This window comes from Rhodocyclus purpureus (genome assembly GCF_016653115.1).
GTDB classification, from domain to species: Bacteria; Pseudomonadota; Gammaproteobacteria; order Burkholderiales; family Rhodocyclaceae; genus Rhodocyclus; species Rhodocyclus purpureus.
Genome location: NZ_NHRX01000066.1, coordinates 21,895 through 40,274, shown reverse-complemented (window position 1 = coordinate 40,274; position 18,380 = coordinate 21,895). Strand labels below are relative to the sequence as shown.

Below are 18,380 nucleotides of genomic sequence, written 5' to 3'. Positions count from 1 at the left end.
CTTACCGATTCACTCGCGTCCATCTGGAACGCCGCAAGTTCAGAAGAACGAACTGGATTGCCACGGCGCTACGCGCCTCGCAATGACGTCGGTGCTGCCACGGCGCTGCGCGCCTCGCGATGACGGCAGTGCCAGGAGTGCATGGAGAGGGGCCCAGACCGTAACCGTCATCGCGAGCCCGCAGGGCGTGGCGATCCAGTACGTAGGGCTCTTACCGATTCGCTCGCGTCTCTCTGGAACGCCGCAAATTCAGAAGAACGAACTGGATTGCCACGGCGCTACGCGCCTCGCAATGACGTCGGTGCTGCCACGGCGCTGCGCGCCTCGCGATGACGGCAGTGCCAGGAGTGCATGGAGAGGGGCCCAGACCGTAACCGTCATCGCGAGCCCGCAGGGCGCGTGGCGATCCAGTGCGTGGGGCTCTTACCGATTCACTCGCGTCCATCTGGAACGCCGCAAGTTCAGAAGAACGAACTGGATTGCCACGGCGCTGCGCGCCTCGCAATGACGTCGGTGCTGCCACGGCGCTGCGCGCCTCGCGATGACAGCAGTGCCAGGAGTACATGGAGAGGGGCCCAAACCGTAACCGTCATCGCGAACCCGCAGGGCGTGGCGATCCAGTGCGTGGGGCTCTTACCGATTCACTCGCGTCCATCTGGAACGCCGCAAATTCAGAAGAACGAACTGGATTGCCACGGCGCTGCGCGCCTCGCAATGATGTCGGTGCTGCCACGGCGCTGCGCGCCTCGCGATGACGGCAGTGCCAGGAGTGCATGGAGAGGGGCCCAAACCGTAACCGTCATCGCGAGCCCGCAGGGCGTGGCGATCCAGTGCGTGGGGCTCTTACCGATTCACTCGCGTCCATCTGGAACGCCGCAAGTTCAGAAGAACGAACTGGATTGCCACGGCGCTGCGCGCCTCGCAATGACGGCAGTGTTGTCACGGCGATGCGCGCCTCGCGATGACGGCAGTGCCAGGAGTGCATGGAAGGGGACCGAGACCGTCATCGCGAACCCGCAGGGCGTGGCGATCCAGTGCGTGGGGCTCTTACCGATTCACTCGCGTCCATCTGGAACGCCGCAAGTTCAAACGAACGAACTGGATTGCCACGGCGCTGCGCGCCTCGCAATGACGTCGGTGCTGCCAGGGCGCTGCACGCCTCGCAATGACGTCGGTGCTGCCAGGGCGCTGCACACCTCGCAATGACGGCAGCGAACGGGCGCGTTTCATTCTATGGGGCGGCGCAACTCCCCATGACTGTCAATCACGTCCCCGTGATCATCACTGAGGGGCGAGGATCACGCAGGCGAGCGGCGGCAGGGTGAGCGCGATGCTGGCCGGGCGGAGCATCCATTCGCCGGGCTGCGCCTCGACGAGGCCGGCGTTGCCGGTGTTGCTGCCGCCGTAGAGCGCCGCATCGCTGTTGAACAGCTCGCGCCAGGCGCCGGCCTGCGGGACGCCGATGCGGTAGTCGTGGCGCACTTCCGGGGTGAAGTTGCAGACGACGACGACGAAGCTGCCGTCGCGCGCCAGGCGCAGCCAGGAGAGGATCGAATGCTCGCTGTCGTGGCAGTCGATCCAGGCAAAGCCGCTGCCCTCGAAGTCGAGTTCGTGCAGCGCGGGATGCTCGCGGTAGAGGTGGTTGAGGTCGCGCACCAGCCGCTGCACGCCGGCATGCGGCGCCGCGGCGAGCAACCCCCAGTCTAGTTCGCGCTGTTCGCTCCACTCGCGCCACTGGCCGAGCTCGCCACCCATGAACAGCAGCTTTTTGCCCGGCGAGCTCATCTGCCAGGCGAGCAGGAGGCGCAGGTTGGCGAAGCGCTGCCAGTCGTCACCGGGCATCTTGCCGATCAGCGAACCCTTGCCGTGCACCACCTCGTCGTGCGACAGCGGCAGCACGAAGTTCTCGCTGTAGGCGTAGATCTGGCCGAAGGTCATCTCGTCGTGGTGCCAGCGCCGGAAGAGCGGGTCGCGGTGGAAGTAGCGCAGGCTGTCGTTCATCCAGCCCATGTTCCACTTCATCGAGAAGCCGAGCCCGCCGAGCCAGACCGGCCGCGACACCATCGGCCACGAGGTCGATTCCTCGGCCAGGGTCAGCGCCCCGGGAAACTCGCCGTGCACCATCTCGTTGAGTTCGCGCAGGAACTGGATCGCGTCGAGGTTCTCGCGACCGCCGAAGCGGTTCGGAATCCACTGTCCGGGCTGGCGCGAGTAGTCGAGGTAGAGCATCGAGGCGACGGCGTCGACGCGCAGGCCGTCGAAGTGGTACTCGTCGAGCCACCAGTGCGCGCTGGAGAGCAGGAAGCTCTTCACCTCGTGGCGGCCGTAATTGAAGATGTGCGTGCCCCAGTCGGCGTGCACGCCGAGGCGCGGGTCTTCGTGCTCGTAGAGCGCGGTACCGTCGAATTTCGCCAGCGCCCAGCCGTCGGTCGGGAAGTGCCCGGGAACCCAATCGAGCAGGACGCCGATGCAGGCCTGGTGACAGGTATCGATGAAATACTTGAGGTCGGCCGGCGAGCCGAAGCGCGAACTCGGCGCGAAGTAGCCGGTGGTCTGGTAGCCCCAGGATTCGTCGAGCGGATGCTCGGTCACCGGCAACAGCTCGATGTGGGTGAAGCCCTGCTCGCTGACGTACGGAACCAGCTTCTCGGCGAGCTCGCGCCACGAGTAGAGGCTGTTGTCCGGGTGCCGCATCCACGAACCCGGATGCACCTCGTAGATCGACATCGGCGCGTGCAGCCAGTCGGCAGCAGCGCGGCGCTCGATCCAGCCGGCGTCGCCCCAGGCGTAATCGTCGGCGGCGGCGATGCGCGAGGCGTTGCCCGGACGCAGCTCGCATTCGCAGGCGTAGGGGTCGGTCTTGACCAGCAGGTTCCCGTGCTGGTCATGCAGCTCGAAGCGATAGAGCTGGCCGGCGCGCGCCGCTGCGACATGGACGGCCCAGACCCCGGAAGCACCGAGGCTCACCAGCGGATCGGTACGGCCGTCCCAGCCGTTGAATTCGCCGACGACGGCGACCTTGGTCGCGTTCGGCGCCCAGACGCGGAAGACGACACCACCACCCGGCTGGACGTGCGCGCCGAGGATGCTGTAGGTCCGGGTATTGCGCCCCTCGTTGAAGAGGTAGAGATCGTGCGCGCTGGGCGCGATTTCGGCCGGGTGTGCTGTCTTTGTCATCATGTCGCAGTATGATAACCATAAACCAACAACCTAACACGTTTGTCCGGAGCAAAGCGATGTCAGAAGAAAACAGAACCGAAGCCTATCTCAAAGAGCACGGCGACACCCGCTTCATCAGCCAGCTCACGCGCAACACCTTCGCCATGGTGCTCGCTGGCGGTCGCGGCAGTCGCCTGATGCAACTGACCGACAACCGCGCCAAGCCGGCGGTCTTCTTCGCCGGCAAGTTCCGCATCATCGACTTCACCCTCTCGAACTGCGTCAATTCGGGAATCCGCCGCATCGGCGTTGCCACCCAGTACAAGGCGCACAGCCTGATCCAGCACATCCAGCGCGGCTGGAGCTTTCTCGACGGCCGTTTCGACGAATTCGTCCAGTTGATGCCGGCCCAGCAGCAGATCGACGAGGTGCAGTGGTATCAGGGCACCGCCGATGCGATGTACCAGAACATGCACCTGATCAGCCGGCACCGTCCGGAATACATCCTGGTCCTCTCGGGCGACCACATCTACAAGATGGATTACGGCAAGATGCTCGCCTTCCACGTCAACCGCGGCGCCGACATGACCGTCGCCTGCCTGGAGGTGCCGATCGAGGACGCGCGCGAATTCGGCGTCATGGGTGTGGACGAGGACGACCGGGTGGTGACCTTCACCGAGAAGCCGGCCAACCCGGCGCCGATTCCGGGACAGCCCGACCGCGCGCTGGCGTCGATGGGCATCTACATCTTCAACGCGCAGTTCCTCTACGATCAGCTCCTGCGCGACGTCGAAACCGCCGGATCCTCGCGCGACTTCGGCAAGGACATCATCCCGCACATCGTTCCACGCAACAAGGTGTTCGCGCATCGCTTCGCCGACTCCTGCGTCGGCATGAACGACGGCGTCCCCTACTGGCGCGACGTCGGCACGATCGACGCGTACTGGGAGGCCAACATGGAGCTCACCAAGGTGACTCCAGAACTCAACATGTACGACGAAAGCTGGCCGATCTGGACCTATCAGGCACAGTTGCCGCCGGCCAAGTTCGTCTTCGACGACGAAGGTCGCCGCGGCGAGGCGATCGACTCGCTGGTGTCCGGCGGCTGCATCATCTCGGGCAGCACCGTTCGCCGCTCGCTGCTCTTTTCCAGTGTCAAGGTGCATAGCTGGGCACTGGTCGAGGATTCGGTGATCCTGCCCGGCGTCGACATCGGTCGCCATGCAGTGTTGAAGCGCTGCGTCATCGACAAGGGCTGCCGGATTCCCGAAGGCCTGGTCGTCGGCGTGAACGCGGAGGACGACCGCCGCCGCTTCCACGTGAGCAAGAAGGGAATCACCCTGATCACGCCGACGATGCTCGGCCAACCCGAGTACCCGCACAAACCATGATCTCGCTCGCGCTCCTCTGGCACATGCACCAGCCGGACTACCGCCGGCCGGTATCAGGCGAATTCACCGAGCCCTGGGTGCTGCTGCACGGCATCAAGGACTACACCGACATGGCCGCGCACCTCGAGCGTCACCCGCAGGTGCGCTGCACGGTCAATTTCGTCCCCGTTCTGCTCGACCAGATCGAGGACTACTGCGACCAGTTCGCGACCGGCCAGTGGCGGGACCCGCTGCTGGCCATCGCCGCCTGCCCCGATCCGGACTTGCTGACGCAGGAGCAGCGCGATTGGATGACGGGGATCGGCTTCCGCTGCCACCAGCCGACCATGATCGACCCGTTCGCGCCCTACCGTCGGCTGCGCGACATCCGTCGTCACATCGAGGAATTCGGCGAAGGCGCCGAACGCTATGTCTCCAGCATCTACTACACGGACCTGGCAGTCTGGTACCTGCTGGCGTGGACCGGAGAATCGCTGCGCCGCGAGGAGTCGCTGATTCCCGAGCTGATGTCGCGCGGCGGCGGTTTCACCCTGGAGGAACGGCAGCGCCTGCTCGCGGCGCTCGGCCGCGCCTTGCGCGGCCTCATTCCGCGCTGGCGCGCACTCGCCGAGAGCGGGCAGGTCGAACTGTCATGCACGCCGCAGGCGCATCCGCTGGCGCCCCTGCTGCTCGACCTTGCCAGCGCGCGCGAGGCCTGGCACGACTGCCGCCTGCCGGCGACCCCCGTCTATCCGGGCGGACGCAGTCGCGTCGCTGCCCACATCGACGCCGCGCTGGCGAGCCACGAGCGGCGTTTCGGCCAGGCACCACAGGGCATGTGGCCGGCCGAGGGCGCGATCTCGACCGAGTTCGTCGAACTCATCGGCCAGCGTCCGCTACGCTGGGCGGCGAGCAGCGCAACGGTCCTCTACAATTCGGCGGGCCCCGCCGCCGAGATCTACCGCCCATGGCGGCTCGACGGGCAGGACCTGCAACTCTTCTTCCGCGACGAACAGCTCTCCGACCTGATCGGTTTCGAGTACGCGCGCTGGCACGGGCGCGATGCCGCACGGGATTTCTGCGCGCGCGTCGAACGCATCGGCCACGACCACCCCGAGGGCGTCGTCTGCGTCATCCTCGACGGCGAGAACGCCTGGGAGACTTACCCGTACAACGGCTGGCATTTCCTCGAGGACCTCTACGGGGCACTCGGCTCGCACCCGACGATGCGCATCGTGACCATGAACGACGCCTGCACCAGCCAGCGCGAGCGCTGTGCGACGCTGCCGAAGCTGACGGCCGGCAGCTGGGTTTATGGCAACTTCTCGACCTGGATCGGCGACGTCGCCAAGAACCGCGCCTGGGACCTGCTGTGCGAAGCGAAACTGAACGCGCAGATGGTGCTCGACGGCGGGACGCTCGACGACGCCAGCGTCGCCGCGATCGAGGCGCGCCTGACCGTGTGCGAGAGTTCCGACTGGTTCTGGTGGTTCGGCGACTATAACCCCGCCGTCGCGGTCTCTGCCTTCGACCGCCTCTTCCGCGAAAACCTGCGCGACCTCTATCGCCTGCTCGGGCTGCCGGCACCAGGCGCGCTCGACCTGCCGGTCGGCGCCGGTCACGGTGCACCCGAGGGCGGTGGCACGATGCGCCGCGCGCATTGACGCCAGGAACGATGGTCGCAGCGTGCCTGGCGCTCCCCCTCGCCGGGGATGACGCTCGTCTCAACCTCCGTATCGAGATCAACGAATGGGGCTGAACATGCCTGGAACCACCTATGTCGTCGAAGTCAATCCGCAACTCCCGGCCCGTCTGGCGCGCCTCGAGGAACTCGCCAACGACTTGAGCTATAGCTGGAACCGGGCGACGCGGGCCCTGTTCTCGCGCCTGCACCCGGCGCTGTGGCTCGCCGTCGGCCACAACCCGAAGGCCTTCCTGAAACGCGTCGACCAGAAGCGACTCGAAGCCGCTGCGCGCGATCCGGCCTTCCTCGGCAGCGTGAACCGGGTCCTGTCGACCTACGACACCTACCAGGACGTCAGCAACCGGCCGGACGGACAACACCTGCAGAAGGACGACGTCGTCGCCTACTTCTGCGCCGAGTTCGGGTTTCACGAAAGCCTGCCGATCTACTCGGGCGGCCTCGGCATCCTCGCCGGCGACCACTGCAAGGCGGCCAGCGACCTGGCACTGCCCTTCATCGGCGTCGGCCTGCTCTACCGCCAGGGTTACTTCAACCAGAAGCTCGACGCCGACGGGCGCCAGCACGCGAGCTACACCGACGCCGACTTTGCCGACCTGCCGGTGACTCGCCTGACCCACCCAGACGGGAGCGAACGGCGCGTCTTCGTCGACCTGCCCGGGCGCACGGTGCAGGCGCGCGTCTGGGAGGCGCTCGCCGGACGCGTCCGCCTGCTGCTGCTCGACACCTTCGTCCCGGAAAACAACGAGCACGACCGCGAGATCACCCACCGGCTCTACGGTGGCGACCGCCACGCGCGGCTCGAACAGGAAATCATGCTCGGCGTCGGCGGCGTGCGCGCGCTCGAAGCCCTCGGTATCAAGCCGACCGTCTGGCACATCAACGAGGGCCACGCCGCCTTCCTGATCCTCGAACGCATCCGCGGCCTGTGCCAGCAGGGGCTGCCGTTTGCGGTGGCGCTCGAAGCCGTCGCCGCCAACGTGTGCTTCACCACGCACACGCCGGTCCCGGCCGGGCACGACCACTTCAGCGAGGAGGAGATCGTCCATCACTTCGAGCAATGGTGCCGGGAAGTCGGTGCAACGCCGGAGCAGTTGCTCGCGCTCGGCGAGACGCCCGGAGAACGCGAGTTCAACATGACGACGCTGGCGATCGTCGGTTCGCGTCAGCAGAACGGCGTCTCGCGCATCCACGGCACCGTCTCCTCGCGCATCTGCGCCCACCACTGGCCGCAGATCGAGCCGATCGAGAACCCGATGGATCACGTCACCAACGGCGTGCATGTGCCGACCTTCGTCGCCACCGAGTGGCACGAAACCTTCGATCGCCATCTCGGCATCGGCTGGGAACAGCGGCAGACCGACGCGGGCTTCTGGGACAAGGTGAAGACGATCCCCGACGCGACCTTCTGGAGCATCCGGCAGATCCTCAAGGAGCAGTTGCTGCACCTCGTCTGCTATCGCCTGAGCCGGCAGCACGTGCGCAACCAGGGCTCGCCGTCGCGCCTCGACCGCATGCTGCGCCTGGCTGACCCGGAAAAGCCGAACGTGCTGACCATCGGCTTCGCGCGCCGCTTCGCCACCTACAAGCGCGCGACGCTGCTCTTCCACGACCTGGGGCGACTGGAAAGGATCATCGCCAACGACGAGCGTCCGGTGCTCTTCCTCTTCGCCGGCAAGGCGCACCCGGCCGACGTGCCGGGACAGGAACTGATCCGGCGCATCGCCGAAGTGTCACGCCTGCCGCAGTTCGAGGGGCGCATCCTGATGCTCGAAGACTACGACCTGCAGCTGTCGCGCCGCCTTGTGGCCGGTGTCGATGTCTGGCTGAACAACCCGGTCTATCCGCTCGAAGCCTCGGGCACCTCGGGCATGAAGGCGGGAATGAACGGCGTGCTCAACCTGTCGGTGCTCGACGGCTGGTGGGACGAGGGTTACAACTACACCAGCGAGGTTGCCAACGGCTGGGGCATCAAGCCGGCTTCCGACCGGCTCGACGAAGCGAGGCGCGACGCCGAGGAGGCGAACGACCTCTACGACCTGCTCGAACAAGAGGTCATCCCGACCTATTACCGGACCGGCGCCGCCGGCTTCTCGCCGGAATGGGTGGCGATGTCCAAGCACGCGATCGCCACCATCACGCCGTACTTCAACGTCACGCGGATGGTCGGCGAGTATGCGCAGCGCTTCTACGCGCCGGCGTCGCGCCAGGGTCGGCACTACGCCGCCCACGATTTCGCCGTCGCGCGCGCAGTCGCCGACTGGAAGGCGCGCGTGCGCGAGGCCTGGTCGGGCGTGCAACTGCGCCGCGTCGATACGCCGCCGCCGCGAATGATGTTCGGCGAGACGATCCGCATCGAGGTCATGGTGCGCCTGAACGGCCTGTCGCCGACAGACATCGCCGTCGAGGTCATGCTCGGACGCCCGGCCAGCACCAATTACACGCCGCCGCGCGGCGCCTGCGTCGCGCTGCAGCCGGTCGACGGCCAGGAAGACGGCGAGCAACGCTACGCGCTCGACCTGACGCCGGAACACTGCGGCAAGATCGAATACCGACTGCGCGCCTACCCGGCGCATCCGTCGCTGACTCATCGCTTTGAAATGGGAATGATGTTGTGGCTCTGAAAATCCTCTCCGCAGTCTCCGAAATCGCGCCCTGGATCAAGACCGGCGGCCTGGGTGACGTCGCCGGATCGCTACCGGCGGCCTTGCGCCGGCGCAAGCAGGACGTGCTCGTCCTCGTTCCGGCCTACCCGGCCCTGCGCCAGGCGTGCCCGGAGGCACAGACGGTCGCCGACATCCCGGCGCTGGCCCCGGAACTTCCCGCCTGCCGCCTGCTCTCTGCCGAAGCCGGCGGGCTGCCGCTCCTGCTGATCGATTGCCCGGAACTGTACGACCGCCCCGGCAACCCCTACCTCGACGCCAGCGGCAACAACCAGCCCGACAACGACCGCCGCTTCGGCCTGCTCTCACGCATCGCTGCGCTGCTCGGCCAGGCCGACTCGCCGCTCGGCTGGCAACCCGACGTGGTGCACCTGCACGACTGGCAGTCGGCACTCGCCGCCGCCTGGCTGCACGTCGGTGGCGGTGCCGCCAGCGTCCTCACCATCCACAACATCGCCTTCCCCGGTAATTTCGACCGCAGCGCGATGTGGGGGCTGGGCCTTCCCGACTCGCTGTGGCGCTTCGACGGCGTCGAGTATCACGGCCACTTCTCCTTCCTCAAGGCCGGCCTGCAGTTCGCGACCCGCCTGACCACCGTCAGCCCGACCTATGCGCGCGAAATCCACGACGAGACCTTCGGCTACGGTTTCGCGCCGCTCCTGCGCCACCGCAGCGCCCAGCTTTCCGGAATCCTCAACGGGATCGACACCGACGTCTGGAACCCGCGCACCGACCCTGCCCTGGCGCAGACCTACGACGCGCGCCGGCTTACCCTGAAGCGCGAGAACAAGGCGGCGCTGCAGGCGCAGCTCGGCCTCGAGGTCGACGACAAGCTGCCGCTCTTCGGCGTCGTCAGCCGCCTGACCGAACAGAAGGGCCTCGATCTCCTGCTCACGCTCGGCGACGGCGTCGCCACCCACCTGCCGGCACAGATCGCACTGCTCGGCGCCGGCGAGAAGTGGCTGGAAGCCGGCTTCCGCGAACTCGCCAGCCGCCACCCCGGACGCATCGCCTGCGTCTTCGGCTTCAGCGAGGAACTCGCGCACCGCATCGAGGCCGGCGCCGACATCTTCGTCATGCCCTCGCGCTTCGAACCCTGCGGGCTCAACCAGATGTACAGCCTGCGCTACGGCACCCCGCCGGTCGTCCGCCATACCGGCGGCCTTGCCGACACGGTGGTCGACTGCAACGAGCGGACGCTCGCCGACGGCAGCGCCAGCGGCTTCGTCTTCGCCGAACCGACCGCGCACGAGCTGTGGCTCGCGCTCGAACGGGCGGCGCAGACCTGGCGCTACAACACGCTCTGGCGCCGCCTGCAGCAGAACGGCATGCGCCGCGACGTGTCCTGGGAGCGCGCGGCCGACGCCTATCTGACGCTCTACGAGAGCGCGGTCGGCGAACGGCGCCGGGAGCGTGGCGGCTGAACGGGGGCGGGGGACGGCTCCCGTTGAGCTAAACCCCGGCTTCTGCGACAATCGGCGCCCGCACAAGGAGAAATCCGCATGTGCTGGCGAACGCGTTGCCGGTCCCGACACTGAGCATCGGCCAGCCATCCCTTCCAAAAAGTGCGGCTTGGCCGCACTTTTTCACTTCCGTGACCGGAACACTCATGCCCCAGATCAAACTCCCCGATGGTTCCCTCCGCTCTTTCGACGCACCGGTCTCGGTCGGCGCAGTCGCCGCCTCGATCGGCGCGGGCCTGGCGCGCGTCGCGCTGGCCGGCAAGGTCGACGGCAAGCTCGTCGATACGAGCTTCGTCATCGAGCGCGACAGCGAACTGGCCATCGTCACCGAGCGCGACGCCGAAGGCCTCGAGATCATCCGCCACTCGACGGCGCACCTGCTGGCCGCAGCAGTCAAGGAACTGTACCCGGACGCGCAGGTGACGATCGGTCCGGTCATCGAGAACGGCTTCTACTACGACTTCGCCTACTCGCGTCCGTTCACCCCGGAAGACTTGGCGGCGATCGAGAAGCGCATGGGCGAACTGGCGAAGAAGGACGAGCCGGTGACGCGCTCGGTGCTTCCGCGCGACGACGCCACTGCCTTCTTCCGTGAGCAGGGCGAGAAGTACAAGGCCGAACTGATCGAGGCGATTCCGGCTGATCAGGACGTCTCGCTCTACCGCCAGGGCGACTTCGTCGACCTCTGCCGCGGCCCGCACGTCCCGTCAACCGGCAAGCTGAAGGTGTTCAAGCTGATGAAGGTGGCCGGCGCCTACTGGCGCGGTGATCAGAAGAACGAGCAGCTGCAGCGCATCTACGGCACCGCCTTTGCGAAGAAGGAAGACCTCGCCGCCTACCTGCACATGCTCGAGGAAGCCGAGAAGCGCGACCACCGCCGCATCGGCAAGCACCTCGACCTCTTCCACCTGCAGGAAGAAGCACCGGGGATGGTCTTCTGGCACCCGAAGGGCTGGACCATCTGGCAGGAAGTCGAGCAGTACATGCGCCGCGTGCTCAACGACAACGGCTACCGCGAGGTGAAGACGCCGCAGGTGATGGACCGCTCGCTGTGGGAGAAGTCCGGGCACTGGCAGAACTACGCCGAGAACATGTTCACCACCTCGTCGGAAAACCGCGACTACGCGGTCAAGCCGATGAACTGTCCCGGCCACATCCAGATCTTCAACCAGGGCCTGCGCAGCTACCGCGACCTGCCGCTGCGTCTGGCCGAATTCGGCTCCTGCCACCGCAACGAGCCGTCGGGCTCGCTGCACGGGATCATGCGCGTGCGCGGCTTCGTTCAGGACGACGCGCACATCTTCTGCACCGAAGAACAGATCGGTCCGGAGACCTCGGCCTTCATCGACCTCCTGCAGCGCGTCTATGCCGACTTCGGCTTCACCGACATCCTGGTCAAGCTGTCGACGCGGCCGGAGAAGCGCATCGGTGCCGACGAGACCTGGGACAAGGCGGAAAGCGCGCTGGCGCAGGAACTCGCCGCCAAGGGTCTGGCCTACGAGCTGCAGCCCGGCGAGGGCGCCTTCTACGGCCCGAAGATCGAGTTTTCGCTGAAGGACTGCCTGGGCCGCGTCTGGCAGTGCGGCACGCTGCAGCTCGACTTCTCGTTGCCGCAGCGCCTCGGCGCCGAGTACGTCGGCGAGGACAACGAGCGCCACGTTCCGGTGATGCTGCACCGCGCGATCCTCGGTTCGCTCGAGCGTTTCATCGGCATCCTGATCGAACACTACGCCGGCGCGATGCCCCTGTGGCTGTCGCCGGTGCAGGCGGTGGTGCTCAACATCTCCGAGAAACAGGGCGAATACGCGGCGGGTGTTGCAGAAACGCTACGCCGCGCCGGCCTGCGCGTCGAAGCCGATTTGCGCAACGAAAAAATTACTTATAAAATACGCGAACATAGCTTGAACAGGCTGCCTTACCAGATCGTCGTCGGCGACAAGGAAATGGCAGCCAATCTGGTAGCCGTGCGAACCCGCGGCGGTCAGGACCTCGGACAGATGACGATCGAGGCCTTGGTCGAGCGACTTCAGGCCGAAGTCGCGGCGCGAAGTGGCACGGCTTAGTTTTTGTCGAAACGAGGAGCGAGACCATCGCACTGCAAAAGTCGCACCGCCTGAACGAAGAGATCAACGCACCGGAAGTCCGCCTGCTCGGCGTCGAAGGTGAACAGCTCGGAATCGTCAGTGTCAGAACCGCCCTGCAGATGGCAGAGGACGCCGAGGTCGATCTCGTCGAGATCGCCCCGATGGCGAGCCCGCCGGTCTGCCGGATCATGGACTACGGCAAGTTCAAGTACCAGGAACAGAAGCGGCAGCACGAGCAGAAGCTCAAGCAGAAGCAGGTCCAGGTCAAGGAAGTCAAGCTGCGTCCGGGAACCGACGAAAACGACTACCAGATCAAGCTGCGCAACATGATGCGCTTCCTGGAGGAAGAGGATAAGGTCAAGGTGACCCTGCGCTTCCGCGGCCGCGAGATGGCCCACCAGGAAATCGGCATGCGCCAGATCGAACGCATCAAGGTCGACCTGCAGGAGTACGCGGTGGTCGAGCAGATGCCGAAGATGGAAGGCCGGCAGATGATCATGATCCTCTCGCCGCACAAGAAGAAGTAAGCTTTGCCCAAGTTTTTTCCCAGGCCGGAGGGCAGCATATCCGGCCGGTCTTGCAGCACCAGCAGTACCACCAATTGGTTCCGGGTCGACAAGGACTCCCGCCGGGAGACACCCGTAGCCATGTCAAAAAGGAGCATTCAATGCCCAAGATGAAGACGAAGAGCGGGGCCGCCAAGCGGTTCAAGATCCGCTCCAGCGGCGGCATCAAACGGTCGCAGGCGTTCAAGCGCCACATCCTGACCAAGAAGTCGACCAAGACCAAGCGCCAGCTGCGCGGCATGACCGGAGTCCATGATTCCGACAAGGCCCAGGTTCGCGCCATGATGCCGTACGCGTAAGGAGAGTAAAGATGCCCAGAGTCAAACGTGGTGTAACGGCGCGCGCGCGTCACAAGAAGGTCCTCGCCCAGGCCAAGGGTTACCGCGGTCGCCGTAAGAACGTATACCGCATCGCCAAGCAGGCGGTGATGAAGGCCGGTCAGTACCAGTACCGTGACCGCCGTCAGAGGAAGCGTCAGTTCCGCACGCTGTGGATCGCGCGTATCAACGCCGCCGCCCGCGAGCTCGGTATGAAGTACAGCACCTTCATGAACGGTCTGAAGAAGGCGAACGTCGAAGTCGACCGCAAGGTCCTCGCCGACCTGGCCGTTTTCGACAAGCCGGCTTTTGCCGCCCTGGCTGTCCAAGCCAAGGCCGGTCTCGCCGCCTGAGCCTGAACAGGCAACGAAAAAGGAGGCGCTCGCCTCCTTTTTTTTTCGGTCGTTTTTCCGGTAAATCATGCACACACTCGATCCCATCATCCAGGAAGCCGAAGCCGCATTCGCGGCCACCGCCGACGCTGACGCGCTGGAACAGGTCAAGGCACGTTTCCTCGGCAAGAGCGGCCGAATCACCGAACTGATGAAGGGCCTCTCCGCCCTCCCCCACGAAGAACGCAAGGCCGCCGGTGCCAAGATCAACGCGGTCAAGGCCGCCGTCGAGGCTGCGCTCAACGCGCGCCGCGAGGCGATCCGCCGCCAGGCCCTCGAAGCGCGCCTCGCCGAGGAAGCGCTCGACGTCACCCTGCCCGGTCGCGGCGAAACGCGCGGCGGGCTGCATCCGGTGACGCGCACCCTCGAACGGATCGAGGCGCTGTTCGCGTCGATCGGCTTCGAAGTCGCCGACGGCCCCGAGATCGAGACCGATTTCTTCAACTTCACCGCGCTGAACACGCCGGCCGATCACCCCGCGCGTTCGATGCACGACACCTTCTACCTGCAGGACGAAGCCGGCGGCGTCGCCGAAGGCATCCTGCTGCGCACGCACACGAGCCCGATCCAGGCGCGCTACATGCAGGCGCACGTCGCCAAATACGCACACCTGGAGACGATGCCCGAGATCCGCATCATCGCGCCGGGCCGCGTCTATCGCGTCGATTCGGACGCGACGCACTCGCCGATGTTCCACCAGGTCGAAGGCCTTTGGATCGGCGAGAACGTCAGCTTCGCCGACCTGAAGGGCGTCGTCGCCGACTTCCTGCGCCGCTTCTTCGAGAGCGACGACCTGCAGGTGCGCTTCCGCCCCTCTTTCTTCCCGTTCACCGAGCCCTCGGCCGAGATCGACGTCGCCTTCATGGGCGGCGCGCTCAAGGGCCGCTGGCTGGAGATCGCCGGCTGCGGCATGGTGCATCCGAACGTGCTGCGCCACGCCGGCATCGACCCGGAAAAGTACACCGGCTTCGCCTTCGGCTTCGGCCCCGACCGCCTGACCATGCTGCGCTACGGCGTGAACGACCTGCGCCTCTTCTTCGACGGCGACCTGCGCTTCCTGCGCCAGTTCGTCTGACCCTGACGGCGAGCTCCGCCGCCCCATGTCATGAAACGCGCACATTCGCGGCTTACGCCGCTCCCACGGGGGCTCCCGCAGCACAGCCCCCGTGGGAGGGCCGTAAGGCCCGAGATCTCCCGCGCTGAAGTTAACCTCGACTGACACGCGTCTGCCGCCAGTCCCCCTCGTCCGATCCGTCAAGAACCCGCCGCGAGCTAAACACCGATCATGAAATTCTCCGAATCCTGGCTCCGTTCCTTCGTCGCCACCGAATGCAGCGGTGACGAGCTTTCGCACCTCCTGACCATGGCCGGCCTCGAAGTCGAGGAAGACGAAGCCGTCGCGCCGCCCTTCACCCAGGTTGTCGTCGGCCACGTGCTCGAAGTGAGCAAGCATCCGAACGCCGACCGGCTCAACGTCTGCCGCGTCGATATCGGCAACGGAACGGTGCAACAGATCGTCTGCGGTGCGCCGAACGTCGCCGTCGGCATGAAGGTTCCCTGCGCGCTGCCCGGTGCCGTGCTGCCCGGCAACTTCGTGATCAAGGTCGCCAAGGTGCGCGGCATCGAGTCGTCGGGGATGCTCTGCTCGGCCAAGGAACTCGGCATCGACGAGGACGCCTCGGGGCTGCTGCCGCTCGCCGCCGATGCGGTCGCCGGCGACGACCTGCGCCGCCTGCTCGACCTCGACGACCGCATGCTGACGCTGAAGCTGACGCCGAACCGCGCCGACTGCCTGTCGCTCACGGGAATCGCGCGCGAGGTCGCAGCGCTCACCGGCGCCCGGGCCGTCTTCCCGGAGATCGCCCCGGTCGCCGTCACCAGCGAAGTGACCCGTCCGGTCGCGCTGGAGGCGCCGGCCGCCTGCCCGCGCTACTGCGGCCGCGTCATCAGCGGCGTCGATGCGCGCGCGGCGAGCCCGGAATGGATGGTCCGTCGCCTGCAGCGCAGCGGCATCCGCTCGATCTCGGCGCTGGTCGACATCACCAACTACGTCATGCTCGAACTCGGGCAGCCCCTGCACGCCTTCGACAACGCACGCCTTGCCGGCACCGTGCGCGCGCGCATGGCGCGTCCAGGCGAGAAGCTCCTGCTGCTCAACGAGCAGACGCTGGAACTCGCCGCCGACGTGCTCGTCATCGCCGATGACGAGAAGCCGCTGGCGATGGCCGGCATCATGGGTGGCGAGGAAAGCGGCATCACGCTGGAGACGCGCGAGCTGTTCCTCGAATCGGCCTTCTTCGCGCCGGCCGCGATCGCCGGTCGTGCGCGCCGCTACGGCTTCGCCTCCGACGCCTCGCACCGCTTCGAGCGCGGCGTCGACTTCGAACTCGCCCGCCGCGCGCTCGAACGCGCCAGCGAGCTCGTGATCGCCATCTGCGGCGGCCAGGCCGGTCCGGTCAGCGAAGCGGTGGCCGAGTTGCCGCAGCGCACGCCGGTCCGCCTGCGCAGCGCGCGCGTCGCGCGCGTCCTCGGCGTCGACTTCACGCCCGATGCGATCGCCGGTCTGCTCACGCGCCTCGCGCTCGACTGCCAGCGCGAAGGCGACGACTTCGTCGTGACGCCGCCCTCGTACCGCTTCGACATCGAGATCGAGGAGGACCTGATCGAGGAAATCGCACGCCTGCACGGCTACGACAACATCCCGTCGCTGCCGCCGCGCGCGCGCCTCTCCATGCTGCCGCAGAGCGAGGATGCGCGCGCGCTTTCGCGCCTGCGCCAGACGCTGGCCGACCGCGGCTTCCAGGAAGTGATCAACTTCGCCTTCGTCGAGGAAGCGCGCGAGGCCGATTTCGCCGCCAACGCGAACCCGGTGCGCCTCGCCAACCCGATCGCCAGCCAGCTCGCGGTGATGCGCTCGACCCTGCTCGGCGGACTCGTCGGCACGCTGCAGGCCAACCTGCGACGCCGCCAGAACCGCGTGCGCATCTTCGAGACCGGCCGCTGCTTCCTGCGCAGCGAGCAGACTTCAACCCGGACCGGGACGCAGGTCGAAGGTTTCGAACAGCCCTGGCGTCTCGGCCTGCTCGCCTTCGGCGGAGCGACACCCGAACAATGGGGTAGCCCGGCACGTGCGGTCGACTTCTTCGACCTCAAGGGCGACCTCGAAGCCCTGCTGCTGCCGGCGGTCGCACGCTTCGAGAAGGCGACGCACCCGGCGCTGCACCCCGGCCGCTGCGCGCGCGTCCTGCTCGACGGCGAGGCGATCGGCTTCATCGGCGAACTGCACCCGCAGTGGGTGCAGCAGTACGAGTTGCCGCAGGCGCCCGTCGTCTGCGAACTCGAACTCGCCGCGCTGACGCGTGCGCGCCTGCCGCAGTTCGCCGAGGTCTCGAAGCAGCCGCCGGCGATCCGCGACCTGGCGCTGGTCGTCGACCATGAGCTGCCGCTGCAGGCACTGCTCGACGGCCTCCATGCGCATCGCCCGGCGCTCGTCCAGGATATTCGCCTGTTCGACATCTACACCGGCAAGGGCGTCGCCGCCGGGAAGAAAAGCCTTGCTTTCCGTATAGTCATGCAAGACACTCAAAAGACCTTGCAGGACGCGGAAGTCGATGCCGCGATGCAACAACTGATCGACTATGCCCACCAGGCGTTTTCGGCGCAACTGCGCGCCTGATGAGGGAAGAGCATGACCCTGACCAAAGCAGAACTCGCCGACCTGCTCTTCGAGAAGGTCGGCCTCAACAAGCGCGAAGCCAAGGAGATGGTGGAAGCGTTCTTCGAGGAAATCCGCAACGCGCTCGAGAAAGGCGACGGCGTCAAGCTGTCGGGCTTCGGCAACTTCCAGTTGCGCGACAAGCCGCAGCGTCCCGGACGCAACCCCAAGACGGGCGAGGAAATCCCGATCAGCGCGCGCCGCGTCGTCACCTTCCATGCCAGCCAGAAGCTGAAGGCCGAGGTTGAAAATGCCAACAATGGATCCAGCAAGTAAAGGCCTCGGCAACGAAGCGTTGCCGCCGATCCCGGCGAAGCGCTATTTCACTATCGGCGAAGTGAGTGAACTCTGCTGTGTCAAGCCGCACGTGCTGCGCTACTGGGAGCAGGAATTCACGCAACTGAAGCCGGTCAAGCGGCGGGGGAACCGCCGCTATTACCAGCATCACGAGGTGCTGCTGGTCCGCCGCATTCGCGAGCTGCTCTACAACGAGGGCTTCACCATCAGCGGCGCGCGCAACCGTCTCGCCGACATGCCGAGCGTCGCCCAGCCCACCCAGCCCGGCCCGCCCGCTGCGGCGCGGCCGGCCGCAGAGGAGCGTTCGCCGGAGCTGGCCGGACTGCGCACCGACCAGCGCAGCGAACTGCGTGCCGAACTGCTCGACATCGCCCGGCTGCTGACGCGCGCCGAGACCCCGGGCGAAGAAAAAAATGCAGGATCCTCTTAGGCACGATCCATTTTTTCCGCTATAATGCGGCCTTCGTCGGGGCGTAGCGCAGCCTGGTAGCGCACTTGCATGGGGTGCAAGGGGTCGCGAGTTCGAATCCCGCCGCCCCGACCAATCGATTCAAGCAAAAGGCCACTCTCAGGAGTGGCCTTTTGCTTGTGCTGCTTCGGGAAGCAAACCGGTGCATCCTGACAAAAGCAGTCGGTCACGAAATGCACGAAA

At 66.2% G+C, this 18,380-nt stretch carries 12 protein-coding genes, 1 tRNA gene and 1 pseudogene; 13 read left to right on the top strand and 1 reads right to left on the bottom strand.

The features are described 5' to 3' along the window. Positions 1 to 1,281: 1,281 nt before the first annotated feature. Positions 1,282 to 3,180 carry a 1,4-alpha-glucan branching protein GlgB gene (glgB, locus tag CCR84_RS14315; RefSeq protein WP_242508753.1) on the bottom strand — a complete coding sequence of 633 codons (1,899 nt, stop codon included), beginning with the start codon at positions 3,178 to 3,180 and terminating at the stop codon, positions 1,282 to 1,284. A gap of 56 nt (positions 3,181 to 3,236) precedes the next feature. Here glgB and glgC point away from each other — a divergent pair, with 56 nt between their 5' ends. The 13 genes and pseudogenes from glgC (at position 3,237) to CCR84_RS14250 (ending at position 18,272) form a co-directional block, all read left to right on the top strand. After that, positions 3,237 to 4,550 (top strand): glucose-1-phosphate adenylyltransferase, encoded by a 1,314-nt coding sequence (glgC, locus tag CCR84_RS14310; RefSeq protein WP_201213658.1) that lies wholly within the window; start codon positions 3,237 to 3,239, stop codon positions 4,548 to 4,550. Beyond that, on the top strand, positions 4,547 to 6,193 hold the full coding sequence (locus tag CCR84_RS14305) for a glycoside hydrolase family 57 protein (RefSeq protein ID WP_201213656.1): 1,647 nt from the start codon (positions 4,547 to 4,549) through the stop codon (positions 6,191 to 6,193). The genes glgC and CCR84_RS14305 overlap by 4 nt, the downstream gene beginning before the upstream one ends. Before the next feature lie 97 nt (positions 6,194 to 6,290). Beyond that, on the top strand, positions 6,291 to 8,855 hold the full coding sequence (glgP, locus tag CCR84_RS14300; protein ID WP_201213654.1) for an alpha-glucan family phosphorylase: 2,565 nt from the start codon (positions 6,291 to 6,293) through the stop codon (positions 8,853 to 8,855). After that, a complete protein-coding gene (gene glgA, locus CCR84_RS14295) occupies positions 8,846 to 10,318 on the top strand; it encodes a glycogen synthase GlgA (protein ID WP_338052622.1) in 1,473 nt (490 codons plus the stop codon). The genes glgP and glgA overlap by 10 nt, the downstream gene beginning before the upstream one ends. A gap of 185 nt (positions 10,319 to 10,503) precedes the next feature. Beyond that, positions 10,504 to 12,420 (top strand): threonine--tRNA ligase, encoded by a 1,917-nt coding sequence (thrS, locus tag CCR84_RS14290; RefSeq protein ID WP_201213652.1) that lies wholly within the window; start codon positions 10,504 to 10,506, stop codon positions 12,418 to 12,420. A 26-nt stretch (positions 12,421 to 12,446) separates the two neighbouring features. Then, positions 12,447 to 12,968 carry a translation initiation factor IF-3 gene (gene infC / locus CCR84_RS14285; RefSeq protein ID WP_201213872.1) on the top strand — a complete coding sequence of 174 codons (522 nt, stop codon included), beginning with the start codon at positions 12,447 to 12,449 and terminating at the stop codon, positions 12,966 to 12,968. Positions 12,969 to 13,108: 140 nt separating this feature from the next. After that, complete coding sequence (gene rpmI, locus CCR84_RS14280; RefSeq protein ID WP_201213650.1) at positions 13,109 to 13,306, top strand: 50S ribosomal protein L35; 198 nt, start codon at positions 13,109 to 13,111, stop codon at positions 13,304 to 13,306. An 11-nt stretch (positions 13,307 to 13,317) separates the two neighbouring features. Next, positions 13,318 to 13,677, top strand: a complete 360-nt coding sequence (rplT, locus tag CCR84_RS14275) for a 50S ribosomal protein L20 (RefSeq protein ID WP_201213648.1) — start codon at positions 13,318 to 13,320, stop codon at positions 13,675 to 13,677. A gap of 67 nt (positions 13,678 to 13,744) precedes the next feature. Beyond that, on the top strand, positions 13,745 to 14,791 hold the full coding sequence (gene pheS / locus CCR84_RS14270; protein ID WP_201213646.1) for a phenylalanine--tRNA ligase subunit alpha: 1,047 nt from the start codon (positions 13,745 to 13,747) through the stop codon (positions 14,789 to 14,791). 210 nt (positions 14,792 to 15,001) lie between these two features. Continuing rightward, a complete protein-coding gene (gene pheT / locus CCR84_RS14265; protein ID WP_201213644.1) occupies positions 15,002 to 17,392 on the top strand; it encodes a phenylalanine--tRNA ligase subunit beta in 2,391 nt (796 codons plus the stop codon). Positions 17,393 to 17,404: 12 nt separating this feature from the next. After that, entirely contained in the window at positions 17,405 to 17,707 is a 303-nt protein-coding gene (locus CCR84_RS14260; RefSeq protein WP_201213636.1) for an integration host factor subunit alpha, read from the top strand. Continuing rightward, a pseudogene (locus CCR84_RS16590) lies at positions 17,691 to 17,963 on the top strand (MerR family transcriptional regulator); the annotation flags it as partial. The gene CCR84_RS14260 and the pseudogene CCR84_RS16590, both read left to right, overlap by 17 nt. 232 nt (positions 17,964 to 18,195) lie before the next feature. Continuing rightward, positions 18,196 to 18,272: transfer RNA gene (locus CCR84_RS14250), tRNA-Pro, on the top strand. The last annotated feature ends 108 nt before the right edge of the window (positions 18,273 to 18,380 follow it).

What these genes read in the sequence shown, in the direction of transcription:
- pheT (WP_201213644.1), top strand. Translation starts at nt 15,002, where the DNA reads ATGAAATTCTCCGAATCCTGGCTCCGTTCCTTCGTCGCCACCGAATGC.
- rpmI (WP_201213650.1), top strand. Translation starts at nt 13,109, where the DNA reads ATGCCCAAGATGAAGACGAAGAGCGGGGCCGCCAAGCGGTTCAAGATC.
- thrS (WP_201213652.1), top strand. Translation starts at nt 10,504, where the DNA reads ATGCCCCAGATCAAACTCCCCGATGGTTCCCTCCGCTCTTTCGACGCA.
- glgC (WP_201213658.1), top strand. Translation starts at nt 3,237, where the DNA reads ATGTCAGAAGAAAACAGAACCGAAGCCTATCTCAAAGAGCACGGCGAC.
- glgP (WP_201213654.1), top strand. Translation starts at nt 6,291, where the DNA reads ATGCCTGGAACCACCTATGTCGTCGAAGTCAATCCGCAACTCCCGGCC.
- CCR84_RS14260 (WP_201213636.1), top strand. Translation starts at nt 17,405, where the DNA reads ATGACCCTGACCAAAGCAGAACTCGCCGACCTGCTCTTCGAGAAGGTC.
- pheS (WP_201213646.1), top strand. Translation starts at nt 13,745, where the DNA reads ATGCACACACTCGATCCCATCATCCAGGAAGCCGAAGCCGCATTCGCG.
- CCR84_RS14305 (WP_201213656.1), top strand. Translation starts at nt 4,547, where the DNA reads ATGATCTCGCTCGCGCTCCTCTGGCACATGCACCAGCCGGACTACCGC.
- rplT (WP_201213648.1), top strand. Translation starts at nt 13,318, where the DNA reads ATGCCCAGAGTCAAACGTGGTGTAACGGCGCGCGCGCGTCACAAGAAG.
- glgB (WP_242508753.1), bottom strand. Translation starts at nt 3,180, where the DNA reads ATGATGACAAAGACAGCACACCCGGCCGAAATCGCGCCCAGCGCGCAC.